The following is a 15367-nucleotide window of genomic DNA, read 5'->3' as shown; positions in this document are numbered from 1 at the left end:
GAGGCGAGGCGCATGCGCCGATTGATTTTCCTTCTTCCTTCTCTCACGCTCGGCGCGCCCGCGCTGGCCGAGGGCGCGCCGCCCGCCGTGCTGCAGAGCGAATTGAAATATGCGCCCGTGCCTTTGTTCCAGGGCGTCTTCGCTGCGCCGGTGAGCGGCGCGGCGACGCAGCCCGGCGCGCTCTATGCGCTCTCGGTCAAATATGCGGCCGGCGCCAGATCGCTGCCGCACACCCATCCCGACACGCGCGTCGTGACCATCATCTCCGGCCGTTTCTATGTCGGCGTCGGCGGCAATATCGACGAAGCCTCGTTGCGCGCGCTCGGACCCGGCGATTCGATCGTCATCCCCGCCGAAACCGCGCATTACGGCTGGGCCAAGGACGGCGAGGCGCTGATGCTCGAGACCGGCGTCGGCCCGACCGGCGCGAGCCTGTGGCCGAAGCCGCCGCCGCAGCGTTGACGTTCCCCGCCTCGATCGCAAGCCGGGTGACCGCGGGAAGGGGCGTATCACCGGCCGTGGGGCGAAATCTTCAGGTTTCTTCCCGTTGCCGTCCTTCGAGACGCCCGCTGCGCGGGCTCCTCAGGACGAGGGTCAGGGATATGTTCCTTCACCCGATTGCCCTACCCCGCCCGCCTGCCCCGCTTGACGCCCGCCTCCCATTGCGCGACCCTGTCCTCGCCCGGGGGAGCCTCGCCCGGCCGCCCTCGGCGGACCGACAGAGGCTGAGAGGCCGATGAGCGCAAGCGGCTCGGCGACCCTTCGAACCTGATCCAGTTCGCGCTGGCGTAGGGAGGTCGCATGCGCCCCGTTTTCGAGCCGAAAGGCTCGCGCAACTCATGCTGATCCGCGTGATCGGCGCCGGCGTCGCCGGCCTCTGCGCCGCCTTCGAGATCGCCCGCGCCGGCCTTGCGCGCGGCGCCGCGGTCGAGATCGTCGACGCCGCGCCCGCGCCGGGGCTCGGCTGCTCCTACCACGCCGGCGGCATGATCGCGCCCTGGTGCGAGGCGATGCAGACCGAGCCGCTGGTGGCGAAGCTCGGCGAGGAGGCGCTCGCCTTCTGGACGCGCGACATTGCGGTCGCGACCGTCGCCGGCACGCTGCTCGTCGCGCGCGAGCGCGACCGCGGCGAGCTCATCGATCTCGCCCCGCGCGCCGAGCATTGCGAGCGCTTGGGCCCGGAGCGCGTCGCGGCGCTGGAGCCGGCGCTGGCCGGCCGCTTCTCGCAGGCGCTGTTCTTTGCGCAGGAGGCGCATCTCGAGCCGCGCGCGGCCCTGCGCGCGCTTCATGACCGCCTCGCCGGAATGGAGAATGTGACGCTGCGCTTCGGCGCCGAGGCGACGGCGGCGCGCCCCCGCGCCGACTGGACAATCGATTGCCGCGGCTTTGCCGCGCGCGATGCGCTTCGCGAGCTGCGCGGCGTCAAGGGCGAGATGCTGGTTCTGCGCAGCGAGGAGATCGAATTGTCGCGCCCGGTGCGGCTGCTGCATCCGCGCCATCCGGTCTATATCGTGCCGCGCGGCGGCGGCCTCTTCATGATCGGCGCGACCATGATCGAGAATGAGGAGCGCTCGCGCGTCACCGCGCGCTCCATGGTCGAGCTGGTCAATTCCGCCTTCGCCATTCATCCGGCGTTCGCCGAGGCCGAGATCGTCGAGACCGGCTCGGATGTGCGTCCGGCCTTTCCCGACAATCTGCCGCGCATTTCGCGGCGGGGCGAAGCGCTCTATATAAACGGGCTCTATCGTCACGGCTTTCTGCTCGCGCCGGCGCTGGCCCGCCGCGCCGCCCAATTCCTTTTCGAGGGCCATGTTTTTCCGGAGGTGATGCATGCGGATCAGGGTGAACGGAGAGCCGATCGAGATCGAGGCGCCGACGCTCGAGAAGCTGCTCGAGGAGCTGGGCTATGGTGACAAGACCGTCGCGACGGCCGTCAATCAGAGCTTCGTGCGCAACAAGGACCGGAGCGAGATTCTGCTCGTGGAGGAGGATGCGGTGGAGATCGTCACGCCGCGGCAGGGTGGATAAAGCGCCATGATTGCGCCCGGCGGAAAGCTCGTCGAGAAAACGACGTCGTGCGACGATCGCGCATCCCATCAATTCCACCGCGACGTCGTCACTGTGAAACGAATGCTCGCGGCCAACATCGCGCTCACTCTTCTCGCGCTCGGAAAGCTGCTGCTCCTTGACCACTGAGACGACGCCTCTGCTCCTCTACGACGTCCCCGTGTCCTCGCGCTTCCTGCTCGGCACGGCGCGCTATCCATCGCCCGCCATTCTCGCCGAGGCGGTCCGCGCCGCGGGCGCGAAGATCGTCACCGTGTCGCTGCGGCGCGAGGCGGGCGCCTCGCGCGCCGGCGAGAGCTTCTGGTCGCTCATTCGCGAGCTCGGCGTGCGCGTCCTGCCCAACACCGCCGGCTGCCGCACGGCCAAGGAGGCCATCGCCACCGCGCAGATGGCGCGCGAATTATTTGCGACCGATTGGATCAAGCTCGAGGTCATCGGCGAGGAGGACACGCTGCAGCCCGATGTGTTCGGCCTCGTCGAGGCGGCGCGCGCGCTCGCCGACGACGGCTTCGCCGTGTTTCCCTATACGACCGAGGATCTCGTCGCCGCCGAGCGGCTGCTCGACGCCGGCTGCCGCGTGCTGATGCCGTGGGCGGCGCCGATCGGCTCGGGCCGCGGGATCAACAATTTGTTCGGCCTGCGCGCGCTGCGCGCGCATTTCCCCGACACGCCGCTCATCGTCGACGCCGGCCTCGGCGCGCCGTCGCAGGCGGCGGCCGTGATGGAGCTCGGCTTCGACGCCGCGCTGCTCAACACAGCGGTCTCCCGCGCACGCGATCCCATCGGCATGGCCCGCGCCTTCGCTCTCGCCATAGAGGCCGGCCGCGCGGCGCATCTCGCCGGATTGATGACGCCGCGCGACATGGCCGAGCCGTCGACGCCGGTGCTCGGCCGCGCCTTCGACGAAGGGCTCGGAGCATGAGCAATCTCGATCCTTTCTATCTCATCGTCGATGACGCCGCCTGGCTGGAGCGCCTGCTGCCGCAAGGCGCGCGCCTCGTGCAGCTGCGCGTGAAGGACCGCGAGGAGCGCGAATTGCGCGAGCAGATCGCGCGCGCGCGCGATCTCTGCGCGGCGCATGGCGCGCAGCTCGTCGTCAATGACTACTGGCGCCTCGCCATCGATCTGTCCTGCGACTTCGTCCATCTCGGCCAGAGCGATCTCGACACGGCCGACATCGGCGCCCTTCGCGCGCATAAAGTTCGGCTCGGCGTCAGCACGCATGATCCGGCCGAGCTCGAGCGCGCGCTCGCGCTGTCTCCCGATTATGTGGCGCTGGGGCCGATCTATCCGACGCTGCTGAAGAGAATGGCGTTCGCGCCGCAAGGGCTCGGGCGCATCGGCGAGTGGAAGCGCCGCATCGGCTCCATTCCGCTCGTCGCCATCGGCGGGCTGACGCCCGAGCGCGCCGGCGCCGCTCTCGCCGCCGGCGCCGACAGCGCCTGCGTCGTCACCGATATTTTGCGAGCCGGCGATCCGGAAGCCCGAACGCGCGAATGGGTCGCGGCGACGCGAAGCCGATCGCCCGGCCGGCCCGTTTCCCCTGACGGCATGCCGCACCATTTCCCTTCGCCCGGCCCTATGCTATCGCCTGCTTCCATGACCACTCGCATCGACGCCCGCTTCGAAGCCCTGCGCGCCGAGGGCCGCGCCGCCCTCGTGACCTTCGTCATGGCCGGCGATCCGGACCTCGAGACCTCGTTCGAGATCATGAAGAGCCTGCCGAAGGCCGGCGCCGATGTGATCGAGCTCGGCATGCCCTTCACCGATCCGATGGCCGACGGCCCGTCGATCCAGGCGGCGGGCCTGCGCGCCCTGCATGCGGGGACGACGGTCGCCAAGACGCTCGAGCTCGTGAAGCGCTTTCGCGCCGAGGACGATGCGACGCCGATCGTGCTGATGGGCTATTACAATCCGATCTATGTGCGCGGCCCGGAAAAATTCCTCGAGGAGGCCAAGGCGGCCGGAGTCGACGGGCTGATCGTCGTCGACCTGCCGGCCGAGGAGGACCAGGAGCTGTGCCTGCCGGCGCGCGCCGCCGGGCTCGAGTTCATCCGCCTCGCGACGCCGACCACCGATGACGCGCGCCTGCCCAAGGTGCTCGAAAACACGAGCGGCTTCGTCTATTATGTCTCTCTCACCGGGATCACCGGCGCGGCGCTCGTCGATTATGCCGGCGTCTCCGAGGCGGTCGCGCGGCTGAAGCGCCACACGCCGCTGCCGATCGCGGTCGGCTTCGGCGTCAAGACGGCCGAGAACGCCGCGGCGATCGCCAAATATGCCGACGGCGTCGTGGTCGGCTCGGCGCTGGTCGATGCGCTCGCCCGCTCGCTCGACGACGAGAAGCGCGCGAGCGACAAGACGGTCGCTGCGGTCGCCGCGCTCGTCGCCGATCTCGCGCGCGGCGTGCGCGGGGCGCGCGTCGCCGACGGCCCGGCGAAGACGGACGCGCCGTTCTCGTTGAAGGCGACCTTCGGAGCGATCGCGAGGCTCTGGTCATGAACTGGTATTCAAACGTCGTTCCGCCCAAGATCAAGGCGCTCATCAAGCGCGAGGCGCCGGAGAACGCCTGGGTCAAATGTCCGGAGAGCGGCCAGCTCGTCTTCCATAAGGACATAGAGGACAATCTCTATGTGGTGCCGGGCTCGGGCTACCACATGCGCATTCCCGTGCAGGCGCGGCTGGTGACGCTGTTCGACGACGGCGAGCACGAGCTGCTGCCGACGCCGGAAGTCCCGGCCGATCCGCTGAAGTTCCGCGACATCAAGCGCTATGTCGACAAGATCAAGGAATATCGCCTGAAGACCGGCCACGCCGATGCGGTGACGCTGGCTCATGGCAAGCTCGAGGGCGCGCCGGTCACTGTCGCGGTGCAGGATTTCGAGTTCATGGGCGGCTCGCTCGGCATGGCGGCGGGCGAGGCGATCATCGCCGGCATGACTCACGCGCTGGAGAAGCGCACGCCTTTCATCATCTTCACCGCCTCCGGCGGCGCGCGCATGCAGGAGGGCATGTTCTCGCTGATGCAGATGCCGCGCACCACCATTGCGGTTCGCCGCCTGCGCGAGGCGCGCCTGCCGTATATCGTCGTGCTCACCAATCCGACCACGGGCGGCGTCACCGCCTCTTATGCGATGCTGGGCGACATTCACATCGCCGAGCCCGGCGCCATCATCGGCTTCGCCGGCGCGCGCGTCATCGAGCAGACCATTCGCGAGAAGCTGCCGGAGGGCTTTCAGCGCGCCGAATATCTGCGCGACCACGGCATGGTCGACATGGTGGTGCCGCGCACCGAGATGCGCGCCACGCTCGCGCGGCTCTGCGCGCTGCTGACCAAGGCGCGACGCGCGGCCTGACGGGAGGTCGAGGCGCATCATGGATCAGCGGGACGCCATTCTCTCGCGTTTGCTCGATCTGCACCCTAAGAAGATCGACCTGTCGCTCGGCCGCACCGAGCGGCTGCTCGCCGCCATGGGCCATCCCGAGCGGCGCCTGCCGCCGATCATCCATGTCGCCGGCACCAATGGCAAAGGCTCGACGCTCGCCTTTTTGCGCGCCATTCTGGAGTCGGCCGGCCTGCGGGCGCATGTCTACACATCGCCGCATCTGTTGCGCTTCAACGAGCGCATCCGCCTCGCCGGAACGCTGGTCGACGACGACCGCCTGCGCCGCGCGCTGGAGGATTGCGAGCGCGCCAATGGCGCGCAGCCCGTCACCTTCTTCGAGATCACCACGGTCGCCGCCTTCACTCTGTTCGCCGAGGAGCCGGCCGATTGGCTGCTGCTGGAGACGGGGCTCGGCGGCCGCTATGATTCGACCAATGTGATCGAGGCGCCCAAGGCGACGATCATCACCTCGGTCTCGCACGACCATCCCGAGTTCCTCGGGGATACGGTCGAGAAAATCGCCCATGAGAAAGCCGGAATCTTCAAGCGCGGCGTTCCGGCGATCATCGGCTTTCAGCAGGACGCCGCGCGCAATGTGCTGGAGCGCGAGGCGCGGCGCGTCGGCGCTCCCGTCTTCATCGCCGGCGAGGACTTTCAGATTCACGAGGAGAATGGCCGGCTCGTCTTTCAGGACGAGAAGGGCCTGCTCGATCTGCCTTTGCCGCGCCTGCCGGGACGGCATCAGCAGGCCAACGCCGCCGGCGCCATCGCCGCGCTGCGCGCTGTCGCGCCCGACATCGGCGCCGAGCACATCGAGGCCGGCCTCCTGCGCGCCGAATGGCCGGCGCGGCTGCAGCTGCTCTCGCGCGGCCGCGTGGCCGAACTGGTTCCACCGGGCTCCGAAGTGTGGCTCGACGGCGGGCATAATGACGACGGCGGCCGCGTGCTCGCCGAGGCGATGGCGGAGTTCGAGGAGAAATCCGCGCGGCCGCTCGTCTTCGTCTGCGGCGCGCAGGTGACCAAGGACGTCGGCGCGCTGCTGAAGCATTTCGCCGGCCTCGCCCGCGAGGTGGCGGCCGTGCCGGTCGAGGGCGAGCACAAGAGCTGGCCGCCCGAGGAGATCGCCGCCCTCGCCCGCGCCGAGGGCATGCGCGCCGCGGCGGCCGGCAGCGTCGAGGAGGCGCTGGCCATCATCGCACAGGGATCATATGAGGTCCCGCCGCGCATATTGATCGCCGGCTCTCTCTATCTCGCCGCCGGCGTGCTGGCCCTCAACGGCTCGGTGATCGAATAGGCGGCTCTTCCTTTTTTCCCGACACTCGCCGCGCGCCTTCGCCTATGCGCTCTCGTCGCCGCAGGCGGTTGCTCGGCTCCGCCCACACCGCTCACCGCGTAAAATATTTTTCCAGAACGCGCTGATAGACCGCCGTCAGCCCGTCCACATCCGCGAGCCGCGCATGCTCGTCGACGGCGTGGATCGACTCATTGACGAGCCCGAACTCCAGCACCGGACAATCGCGCGTGATGAAGCGCGCGTCCGAGGTGCCGCCGCTGGTCGAAAGGCCGGGACGGCGCCCCGTCACCTCCTCGATCGCCTCCGACACCAGCGTGGTGAAATCGCCCGGCGCGGTAAGGAAGGGCAGCGAGTTGCACGGCAAAAACTCCACCTCGACGCGCGCGCCCGCCGCCGCGGCCTCGATGACGCGGGAAATCTCCGCCTGCAGCGTCTCCAGCGTCCAGCTGTTGTTGAAGCGGATGTTGAAGCGCGCGCGCGCTTCGCCGGGAATGACATTGGCGGCCGGATTGCCGATGTCGATCGAGGTCACCTCGAGATGGGAGCGGTCGAAATGCTCCGTGCCGTCGTCGAAGCGATGCGTCGACAGCGCCGTCACGATGCGCGCGACGATGGGCGCGGGATTCTCCGCGCGATGCGGATGCGCCGAATGTCCCTGCTTGCCGCGCACGGCGAGCCGCCCGTTGAGCGAGCCGCGCCGGCCGATCTTGATGGTGTCGCCGAGATATTTGACATTGGTCGGCTCGCCGACGATGCAATGGTCGAAAATCTCGCCATGAGCTTTCGCCCAGTCGAGCATCTTCACCGTGCCATTGACGGCCGGCCCTTCCTCGTCGCCGGTGATGAGGAAGGAAATGGCGCCCTCGGGAACGCCATGCGCCCTCACATAGTCGATCGCCGCGGCGGCGAAGGCGGCGATGCCGCCCTTCATGTCCGAGGCGCCGCGGCCGAAAATCTTGCCGTCGGCGATCTCGCCGGAGAAGGGATCGAAGCGCCAGCGCGCCGGATCGCCGCTCGGCACCACATCCGTATGTCCGGCGAAGACGAGATGCGGCCGTCCCTCGCCGATCTTGGCGAAGAGATTGTCGACGTCGGGCGTCCCCTCCTGCGAGAAGACGAGCCGATGCGTGATGAAGCCGGCTTCCTTCAGCCTCTGCTCCAGCACGCCGAGCGCGCCGGCGTCGGCCGGGGTGACGGAGGGGCAGCGAAGAAGATCGCGGGTGATGGAAAGTGCGGGGGAAAGGGTCATGCGCGCGAAATTAGGAAAAGGCGGCGCGCCGCGCAACCGTTCCGCGCGGCCGGCAATGGCGCGCGGACGTCGTCCGAGAGGACCATGGTCCTGCGCTGAAAAGTGTCCAGACCATCAGATTCGCCGCCCGAAAATCTCGACGCCCCCGGCTCGACGCGCGCCTCGACGATAGCCCGCCCGGCCCGGCGCACGCCCGCGACCAAGATCGTAGAGCTGCCGACATCGGCGCCGATATCGAGGAAGCAAGTCACTGGTCTCGCGCGAGCAGCGGCAGAGCCGCGGCGATCGAGTCGCCGCCGGCGACGACCGCCCGCTCCAATCCATCCGCGCCCACGGCGAGATTGTCGCCGTAAAAACGCGCCAGCACGATCTTCTCCTCGGCGGCGGCGGCGCCGGCGCGATGCGCGGCGAGCGCGGCCGTCCCGAGCAGAGTGACCGCGCGGGCGAGACCGAAGAGCTTCAGATAGGGGGTCGCCGCCGCCAGCGCGTCGACGCCGCGCGGCTCGCTGATCGAGAACAGAAAATCGGTCGCGCGTTCGAAGGCGTCGACGGCGGCCGTGGCGTGCGCCGCAATGTGAGCGAAGATCACGTCGCTCGATGCGAGCGCGTCGAGATCTGCGCGCATGTCGTCGATCTCGCGCCACACCGCCGCGCCCTCCGAACGGCGCAGCTTGCGCGTGACGAGATCGATCGCCTGTATGCCGTTGGTCCCCTCATAGATCGGCGTGATGCGCGCGTCGCGCAGCAGCTGCGCCGCGCCGGTCTCCTCGATGAAGCCCATTCCGCCATGGACCTGAACGCCGAGCGAGGCGACCTCGACGCCGATGTCGGTGGAGTAGGCCTTGGCGAGCGGCGTCAGCAGGCCGGCGCGCTCCTCCGCCTCGCGCGCGGCTGCGCCGCCCTGCCGCCGCGCGCGGTCGAGCGAGGCCGCGGTGAGATGGCAGATCGCCCGCGCCGCCGCGGTCTCGGCCTTCATCGTCAGCAGCATGCGCGCGACATCTGGATGCGCGACGATCGGCGAGGGGTCGGGGCCTCCGGGCGCGCGGCCCTGCAGCCGCTCGCGCGCATAGGCGAGGGCGGCCTGCGTCGCCCGCTCGGCGAGCGCGACCCCCTGCAGGCCGACCGAGAGCCGGGCGTTGTTCATCATGGTGAACATGCAGGCGAGGCCGGCGTTCTCCTCGCCGACGAGAAAGGCCGTCGCGCCGCCGTGATCGCCATAGGCCATGGTGCAGGTCGGCGCGGCGTGGATGCCGAGCTTGCGTTCCAGGCCGGCGCAGCGAAGATCATTGCGCCGGCCGGGACGCCCATCGGCGTCGGGCAGGAATTTCGGCACGAGAAACAGCGAGATCCCGCGCGTGCCGGCTGGCGCGTCGGGCAGGCGCGCCAGCACGAAATGCACGATGTTCTCGGCGAGGTCGTGCTCGCCGTAAGTGATGAAGATCTTCTGGCCGGCGAGGCGATAGGTCCCGTCGCCGGCGCGCTCGGCGCGGGCGCGCAGCAGCGCGAGATCGGAGCCCGCCTGCGGCTCGGTGAGATTCATCGTCGCCGTCCATTCGCCGGAGATCATCTTCGGCAGATAGACGGCCTTCAGCGCCTCGCTCGCATGCGCCTCCATCGCCTCGATCGCGCCCTGGCCGAGCAGCGGACAGAGCGCGAAGGAGATGTTGGCGGCGTTCCAGATCTCGGTGCAGGCGGCGGCGAGCAGCAGCGGCAGGCCCATTCCGCCATGGGCGGGGCCGGCGGCGAGCGCGTTCCAGCCGCCCTCGACCCATTGGCGATAGGCGTCGCGCCAGCCGGGAGCGGTCGCCACCTCGCCCTCCGCGAAACGCAGCCCCTCGCGATCGCCGATCCGATCCAGAGGCAGGAGGACCCCCTCGGCGAGCTTCGCCGCCTCCTCCAGGGTCGCGCGCATGGTCTGCTCGTCGCAATCGGCGTAGAGCCCGTCCGGCGCGAAGGCCGTCTCTCCGGCCGCTCGCCGCATGGCGAAGAGAAGATCATCGAGCGGGGCGCGATAGGCCATCAGGGTCTCCGGGCGAATCTCTCAGAGTCTAGCGCAGTCGCGGGCGGACGCCAGCGACCGGGCGCGCGACCTTTCGCCCCTAGGTCGAAAGATCATGCGCAATCATCGAGTCTATCGTATCTTAGCGCGTTTCGAGCTCCCATCGCCGGTGAGGAAGCCCTCGTCATGACGATTTCACGCATGATCGGCGCGAGCGTCGCGCTCGCATTGGTTTCGACCGCAGCGCTCGCCGGATCGTCGAGCCGGGAGCGTCGCGCGACAAAGCCGCCGGCCGAGGACGGCTATTATGTTCCCTTCGTCACCGGACCGGGCGGCGAAAAGCGTGACGTGATGGCGATCCCCGGCAGCGTCACCGTCGTCTCGCGCAAGCTGATGGACGACACCCAGGCGACGTCGCTCGGCGATGCGCTGCGCTTTGTTCCAGGGGTCGTCGTCGGTCGCTGACCGGCCGCGAACGGTAAGCGAAAGATTGACGCGACGTCGTCGATCGTCTCCATTTGGAACGCACAAATTAAAGGCGAATGCCGGATCTTGGGCGTCACGACCACCCGAGCGAGAGACGCCCGAATGACCCTTTCTGTTTCCGGCTCCGCCGCCGCTTTGGCGCGGGCGCCGGTCGCCGCCTATCTGCAGCGATTGTCCCCATCGTCGGACGTCGAGCGCGGATCGGACCGCGCCGCCTCGCTCCTCTCGGCCGAGAGTCAGAGCTCCCGGGTCGCCGGCATGCCCCTGGCGCTCGACGAGCTGAGCCAAGCGAGCAATGGAACCGCCTCCGAGGAAGCCTGGGCGCGCATCGACACGCTGCTCAACCATATGCGCCAGCTCACGCTGGGCGGCGCGGAGAGCGCCACGACCGCGTCCACTGCAACCACGACGCAGGCGATCACCGCCTATGTCGGGCATTCGGACAACCCGCCCGGCCTGAGCGCGCCGCTGCAAATGTGAAGCGGCAGCCTCCGACGCGCGCTCCGTCTTCCGCGGGCGGAAGACGGAGACGCTTTGTCTGCGGCTAACGCCCTGCAGCCTTCGCCTTCAGCTCATAGAGCGCGGCCAGCGCCTCGCGCGGCGTCAGCGCGTCCGGGTCGATCGCGGCCAGCGCCTCGCGCAGCGGGTCCTTCGGCGGGGCGCTCGGCGTGACCGCGCTCGGCGTGACATGGGCGAAGAGCGGCAGATCGTCGATGAGCTTCTCCACCGGCGCGCGCCGGTCGGCGGCCTCGAGCTCGGCGAGGATCGCATGGGCGCGCGCGACGACGCTCGCCGGAAGGCCCGCGAGCTCGGCGACATGCACGCCATAGGAGCGGTCGGCGGCGCCCTTCGTCACCTCGTGCAGGAACACCACCTCGCCCGCGTGATCCGTCACCTTCATGGTGAGATTGACGAGCCGGCCCATGCGCTTCGTCAGTTGCGTCAGCTCGTGGAAATGCGTCGCGAACAGAGCGCGCGAGCGATTGATCTCGTGCAGGTGCTCGATCGTCGCCCAGGCGATGGAGAGGCCGTCGAAGGTCGCCGTGCCGCGGCCGATCTCGTCGAGAATGACGAAGGAGCGCGGGCCGGCGCAATTCAATATGGCCGCCGTCTCCACCATCTCCACCATGAAGGTCGAGCGTCCGCGCGCGAGATCGTCGGCGGCGCCGACGCGCGAGAACAGGCGATCCACGGCGCCGACACGCGCGCGCGTTGCGGGGACATAGGAGCCGGCCTGGGCGAGAATGGCGATCAGCGCGTTCTGGCGCAGATAGGTGGATTTGCCGGCCATGTTCGGACCGGTCACCACGGCGATCTTGCCGGCGCGCGCGTCGGAGAGATCGCAATCATTCACGGCGAAGATTTTTCCTTGCGCGCGCAGCGCCGCCTCGACGACGGGGTGGCGGCCGCCGACGATCTCGAAATCGAGCGAGGCGTCGACATGCGGCCGCGTCCAGTCGCGCGCTGCGGCGAGCTCCGCCAGCGCGGCGAAGACGTCGAGCGCCGCGAAAGCCTGCGCGAGGCGCTGCAGCTCCTGCGCTTTGTCGAGCACGCGCGCGGCGAGATCGTCGAACAGCGCAAGCTCGCGCTCCTGCGCGCGATCGGCGGCGGAGGCGATCTTCGCCTCGAGCTCGGCCAGCTCGCGCGTCGAAAAGCGCATCGCGTCCTGCATCGTCTGGCGATGCGTGAAGGTCGCGTCGAACGGCGCGCGCAGCAGCCGCTCGCCTTGCGCCTGCGGGACCTCGATGAAGAAGCCGAGAAAGTGATTGTGCTTGATCTTGAGCTGCCTCGTCTCGGCGAGCTCGACATATTTCTGCTGCAGCGACGCGATCACGCGGCGGCTCTCGTCACGCAGGTCGCGCGCCTCGTCGAGGGTGTCGTCGAACCCTCGCGCGATAAAATTGCCGGCGCGCTTGTCGAGCGGCGGATCGGCGACGAGGCGCGCTTCGATCGCCTGCTCCAGCTCCGCATCGGCCTCGGTGAGCGCCGCGCTCTCGCGCGCGATGAGCGCGACGGGCGAGCACCCGGCGAAGCAGGAGGCGATGTCGCGCGCCGAGGCGAGAGCGGCGCGAATGGCGCCGAGGTCGCGCGGTCCGCCCCGCTGCAGCGAGAGCCGCGAGAGCGCGCGGGCGAGATCGGGCGCGCGGGCGAGCTGCGCGCGCAAGCGCGCGCGCAGCTCGAAGTCTTCGACACAGAAAGAGACGGCGTCGAGCCGCTCTGCGATCAGCGCCGGATCGGTCGCGGGCGCGGCGATGCGCTCGGCGAGGAGGCGCGCGCCGGCGGGCGTCACGGTGAGATCGATGGCGGCGAGCAGCGAGCCGTCGCGCTCGCCCTTCAGCGTGCGCGTCAGCTCGAGATTGACGCGCGTCGCCGCATCGATCTCCAGCGTCGCGCCGCAGCGTCGGCTCGCGGGCAGGCGGAGCGCCGGCTTCCTGCCCTTCTGCGTGCGCTCGACATAGAGGATCGCGGCGGCCGCCGCGGCGACCTCCGCCTCCGACAGCGCGCCGAAGCCGTCGAGCGTCGCGACGCCATAGAAATCGAGCAGGCGGCGGGCGGCGCTCTCGCCGCCGCCGGCGTCGCGGCCGAGCGGCGTCAGCGGCGCGTCGATGGTCTCGAGCAGGGGAGCGAGCCCGGGGTCGGCGCAGACGGCTTCGGCGGCGACCATCTCGCGCGGCTCGAGCCGCGCCAATTCTGCGGCGAGCTCCGCCTCGCCGGCTTCGCCGACATCGAAGGCGCCGGTCGATATGTCGACGCAGGCGAAGCCGTAACGCCAGCCGCCATCGGCGGCGCGAAGGCGCGCGAGCGCCGCGAAGGCGTTGGCGCGCGCCGGGTCGAGCAGCGTCTCCTCGGTGATGGTGCCGGGCGTGACGAGCCGCACGACGTCGCGCCGCACCACCGACTTGCCGCCGCGCTTGCGCGCCTCGGCCGGGTCCTCCAGCTGCTCGCAGACGGCGACCCGATGGCCGAGCGCGATGAGCTTCTGCAGATAATCATCGGCGCGCTCGACCGGCACGCCGCACATCGGAATGTCCTGGCCCTGATGCTTGCCGCGCTTCGTCAGCATGATGCCGAGCGCACGCGACGCCGTCTCGGCGTCGTCGAAGAACAGCTCGTAGAAATCGCCCATCCGGTAGAACAGCAGGCAATCCGGATTGGCGGATTTGATCTCGATGTATTGCGCCATCATCGGCGTCGGCCGCGCGGCGTTCTTATCGTCGGACGACTCGGTCGATGGTCGCACGTCTATCCTCGGCGCCTCGGGGCAATGCATCGGCGAACAGCGCGCGCCCCGCCCTCTCCACGAAGGGGAGGGGGAGAAAATCCCTAGCCCGCATATCTCACCAAATCCAGTGCATCGAGGCGGCGAATCATGGATAAGTTGCTTTGCTACAAATCCCGCGCTGATCGAGCGCGAGGTCGCGACGTTGCTCGGACAGCGGCTGGTCGGCCTCGCGCTCGGCTATGAAGACACGAATGATCGCGACGCGCTGCGTCACGATCGGCTGTTCGCGGAGTTCGTCGGCGCAAGCCGCCGGACGATCTTGCGCCCCTCCCCTCCGAGCCGGCGCATGGCTTCAGCCCTGCCCCGGCGGCGACGGGCGCGATAGGCCGAGGGCGGCGGCGAGGCGCTCCGCCTCGGCCTTGTCGAGGCGCATCGTCTCCGGCTCGAGCAGGCTGCGCAGCCCGGCGCCGCGCAGCAGATCGACAAAGGCCGCCGCCGACGGATCATCCGCGCCGCGGCCGAAGGCGGCCGCGACGCGCGCCGTCAGCTCACGCGCATGGGCCGCGAGCACGGGGCGCAACTCCGGCTGCTCCGCCGCTCCGAGCACAATGGCCAGGAAAAAGCGCATGCGCCGACGGTCGAGCATCAGCGTGATGGCCTCGGCGAGCGGATCTGCGTCGCCGGCGTTCGGCGCGCGCTCGTGCGAAGCCTGCAGCAGCGCGACGAACAGATCGGCCTTGCGTGGAAAATAGTAGGTGAGATGCGACTGGCGCACGCCCGCCGCCTTGGCGATGCGCGGCTGGGTGAGCGCGTCCACCCCCTCCTGCTCGATGAGATCGAGCGCGGCGCTCAATATCCGCTGTCTGACGCCCGGCTGCGCTGTCACGACGACGCCATGCTCCCCTGTGCCGCGCACGCCGCCGAATTTCTCTCATGCGCGGGCTGCTCGCGCCTGTTGCCAGCCGCGTCTTGGTAGTTTACCAATAGCACCAGCAAAGGCGGATCGGGAGGAAAACATGGATCGTCGCCGGGCGGGACTCGCAATTCTCATCGCAATGCTGGGGGCGCCGGCGCAGGGCGCGGACGACGTCGCCGCCATCCGCCGCCTGCTGGCGGATCTGTTCGACAAGCCGGAGGCTCCGCTCACGGTCGAGCCAGTGGTGATCGAGCAGGACGCGGCGATCGCCGATTGGAGCCAGGGGGAGCTCGGAGGACGCGCCTTCTTGAAGCGCAAGGACGGCGCATGGGAGGTCGCGCTCTGCGGCGGCGACGCGCTGCGTCAGAGCGCCTCGCTCGAAAAGCTCGGACTCGCCAGGCCGCGCGCCGAAGCGCTGGCCGCCTCGCTGGCGAAGGCGGAGCGAGGCCTTTCGCCCGCCCTGCTCGAGCGCATGGCAAAATTCGACGGCGTCGTCGCCGTCGACGCGGCCGGCGGCCATTCGCCGGTCGATCCTCATCATAAGCCCATCCCATAGTTTCCCCGAAACGCTCCCTGTGGCGCCTCAGGGCAATCGGGTGATCGAAAATTATTGCTGGAAGAGGCGCTCGCTCGGGAGAGGGTTCCCCGAGTCTTTGCCGTGAAAGCCCCTCCCCGGACCGCCATAGGGCGTTGTGGAAGAACGCCCGTCGCAAGCGCCGGGCTATGGCGGTCCGACCCTCCCCCTAA

General features: G+C 69.2%; 16 protein-coding genes, 1 pseudogene and 1 riboswitch. Of the genes and pseudogenes, 12 read left to right on the top strand and 5 right to left on the bottom strand.

Annotated elements, in window-relative coordinates; genetic code table 11:
- Positions 1-12 precede the first annotated feature (12 nt).
- The 9 genes and pseudogenes from K3F48_RS14500 to K3F48_RS14465 all read left to right on the top strand — a co-directional run bounded on the left by K3F48_RS14500 (position 13) and on the right by K3F48_RS14465 (position 6747).
- On the top strand, positions 13-462 hold the full coding sequence (locus K3F48_RS14500) for a cupin domain-containing protein (protein WP_222576147.1): 450 nt from the start codon (positions 13-15) through the stop codon (positions 460-462).
- A 212-nt stretch (positions 463-674) separates the two neighbouring features.
- Positions 675-812: riboswitch (TPP riboswitch) on the top strand.
- Between the two features lie 27 nt (positions 813-839).
- Positions 840-1913, top strand: a complete 1074-nt coding sequence (locus K3F48_RS14495; RefSeq protein ID WP_222576146.1) for an FAD-dependent oxidoreductase — start codon at positions 840-842, stop codon at positions 1911-1913.
- Positions 1843-2028: a sulfur carrier protein ThiS gene (gene thiS / locus K3F48_RS14490; protein WP_370631431.1), complete on the top strand. Its 186-nt coding sequence runs from the start codon at positions 1843-1845 to the stop codon at positions 2026-2028. Before K3F48_RS14495 ends, thiS begins: the two co-directional genes overlap by 71 nt.
- Positions 2029-2034: 6 nt before the next feature.
- Complete coding sequence (locus K3F48_RS14485; protein WP_222576144.1) at positions 2035-2196, top strand: hypothetical protein; 162 nt, start codon at positions 2035-2037, stop codon at positions 2194-2196.
- Entirely contained in the window at positions 2186-2989 is an 804-nt protein-coding gene (locus K3F48_RS14480) for a thiazole synthase (protein ID WP_222576143.1), read from the top strand. The genes K3F48_RS14485 and K3F48_RS14480 overlap by 11 nt, the downstream gene beginning before the upstream one ends.
- Positions 2986-3573, top strand: a pseudogene (locus tag K3F48_RS24390) (thiamine phosphate synthase); the annotation flags it as partial. The gene K3F48_RS14480 and the pseudogene K3F48_RS24390, both read left to right, overlap by 4 nt.
- Before the next feature lie 93 nt (positions 3574-3666).
- On the top strand, positions 3667-4569 hold the full coding sequence (gene trpA / locus K3F48_RS24385; protein WP_255609112.1) for a tryptophan synthase subunit alpha: 903 nt from the start codon (positions 3667-3669) through the stop codon (positions 4567-4569).
- Positions 4566-5423 carry an acetyl-CoA carboxylase, carboxyltransferase subunit beta gene (gene accD / locus K3F48_RS14470; protein ID WP_222576141.1) on the top strand — a complete coding sequence of 286 codons (858 nt, stop codon included), beginning with the start codon at positions 4566-4568 and terminating at the stop codon, positions 5421-5423. Before trpA ends, accD begins: the two co-directional genes overlap by 4 nt.
- Positions 5424-5442: 19 nt before the next feature.
- A complete protein-coding gene (locus K3F48_RS14465; RefSeq protein WP_222576140.1) occupies positions 5443-6747 on the top strand; it encodes a folylpolyglutamate synthase/dihydrofolate synthase family protein in 1305 nt (434 codons plus the stop codon).
- Between the two features lie 91 nt (positions 6748-6838).
- Here K3F48_RS14465 and dapE read toward each other — a convergent pair whose 3' ends face one another.
- Entirely contained in the window at positions 6839-7996 is a 1158-nt protein-coding gene (dapE, locus tag K3F48_RS14460; protein ID WP_222576139.1) for a succinyl-diaminopimelate desuccinylase, read from the bottom strand.
- 247 nt (positions 7997-8243) lie between these two features.
- Entirely contained in the window at positions 8244-10016 is a 1773-nt protein-coding gene (locus K3F48_RS14455) for an acyl-CoA dehydrogenase family protein (protein WP_222576138.1), read from the bottom strand.
- Positions 10017-10181: 165 nt separating this feature from the next.
- Here K3F48_RS14455 and K3F48_RS14450 point away from each other — a divergent pair, with 165 nt between their 5' ends.
- Positions 10182-10460 carry a TonB-dependent receptor plug domain-containing protein gene (locus tag K3F48_RS14450; protein WP_222576137.1) on the top strand — a complete coding sequence of 93 codons (279 nt, stop codon included), beginning with the start codon at positions 10182-10184 and terminating at the stop codon, positions 10458-10460.
- 123 nt (positions 10461-10583) lie between these two features.
- A complete protein-coding gene (locus tag K3F48_RS14445; RefSeq protein ID WP_222576136.1) occupies positions 10584-10961 on the top strand; it encodes a hypothetical protein in 378 nt (125 codons plus the stop codon).
- 64 nt (positions 10962-11025) lie between these two features.
- Here K3F48_RS14445 and mutS read toward each other — a convergent pair whose 3' ends face one another.
- The 3 genes from mutS to K3F48_RS14430 form a co-directional block, all read right to left on the bottom strand.
- A complete protein-coding gene (gene mutS, locus K3F48_RS14440) occupies positions 11026-13752 on the bottom strand; it encodes a DNA mismatch repair protein MutS (protein WP_370631430.1) in 2727 nt (908 codons plus the stop codon).
- A gap of 97 nt (positions 13753-13849) precedes the next feature.
- Positions 13850-13978 (bottom strand): hypothetical protein, encoded by a 129-nt coding sequence (locus K3F48_RS24740; protein WP_305080292.1) that lies wholly within the window; start codon positions 13976-13978, stop codon positions 13850-13852.
- 78 nt (positions 13979-14056) lie between these two features.
- Positions 14057-14620, bottom strand: coding sequence for a TetR/AcrR family transcriptional regulator (locus tag K3F48_RS14430; RefSeq protein ID WP_370631429.1), 564 nt, complete (start codon positions 14618-14620; stop codon positions 14057-14059).
- 100 nt (positions 14621-14720) lie between these two features.
- Here K3F48_RS14430 and K3F48_RS14425 point away from each other — a divergent pair, with 100 nt between their 5' ends.
- A complete protein-coding gene (locus K3F48_RS14425; protein WP_255609069.1) occupies positions 14721-15176 on the top strand; it encodes a copper uptake system-associated protein in 456 nt (151 codons plus the stop codon).
- Positions 15177-15367: the final 191 nt, after the last annotated feature.

The sequence above is a fragment of the Methylosinus sp. Sm6 genome (assembly GCF_019802345.1).
In the GTDB taxonomy this organism is placed as follows: Bacteria; Pseudomonadota; Alphaproteobacteria; order Rhizobiales; family Beijerinckiaceae; genus Methylosinus.
This window is presented reverse-complemented; position numbering and strand designations above follow the sequence as displayed.

What these genes read in the sequence shown, in the direction of transcription:
- K3F48_RS14450 (WP_222576137.1), top strand. Translation starts at nt 10,182, where the DNA reads ATGACGATTTCACGCATGATCGGCGCGAGCGTCGCGCTCGCATTGGTT.
- mutS (WP_370631430.1), bottom strand. Translation starts at nt 13,752, where the DNA reads ATGCATTGCCCCGAGGCGCCGAGGATAGACGTGCGACCATCGACCGAG.
- K3F48_RS14465 (WP_222576140.1), top strand. Translation starts at nt 5,443, where the DNA reads ATGGATCAGCGGGACGCCATTCTCTCGCGTTTGCTCGATCTGCACCCT.
- K3F48_RS14455 (WP_222576138.1), bottom strand. Translation starts at nt 10,016, where the DNA reads ATGGCCTATCGCGCCCCGCTCGATGATCTTCTCTTCGCCATGCGGCGA.
- trpA (WP_255609112.1), top strand. Translation starts at nt 3,667, where the DNA reads ATGACCACTCGCATCGACGCCCGCTTCGAAGCCCTGCGCGCCGAGGGC.
- K3F48_RS14425 (WP_255609069.1), top strand. Translation starts at nt 14,721, where the DNA reads ATGGATCGTCGCCGGGCGGGACTCGCAATTCTCATCGCAATGCTGGGG.
- accD (WP_222576141.1), top strand. Translation starts at nt 4,566, where the DNA reads ATGAACTGGTATTCAAACGTCGTTCCGCCCAAGATCAAGGCGCTCATC.
- K3F48_RS14445 (WP_222576136.1), top strand. Translation starts at nt 10,584, where the DNA reads ATGACCCTTTCTGTTTCCGGCTCCGCCGCCGCTTTGGCGCGGGCGCCG.
- dapE (WP_222576139.1), bottom strand. Translation starts at nt 7,996, where the DNA reads ATGACCCTTTCCCCCGCACTTTCCATCACCCGCGATCTTCTTCGCTGC.
- K3F48_RS14495 (WP_222576146.1), top strand. Translation starts at nt 840, where the DNA reads ATGCTGATCCGCGTGATCGGCGCCGGCGTCGCCGGCCTCTGCGCCGCC.
- K3F48_RS14500 (WP_222576147.1), top strand. Translation starts at nt 13, where the DNA reads ATGCGCCGATTGATTTTCCTTCTTCCTTCTCTCACGCTCGGCGCGCCC.
- K3F48_RS14485 (WP_222576144.1), top strand. Translation starts at nt 2,035, where the DNA reads ATGATTGCGCCCGGCGGAAAGCTCGTCGAGAAAACGACGTCGTGCGAC.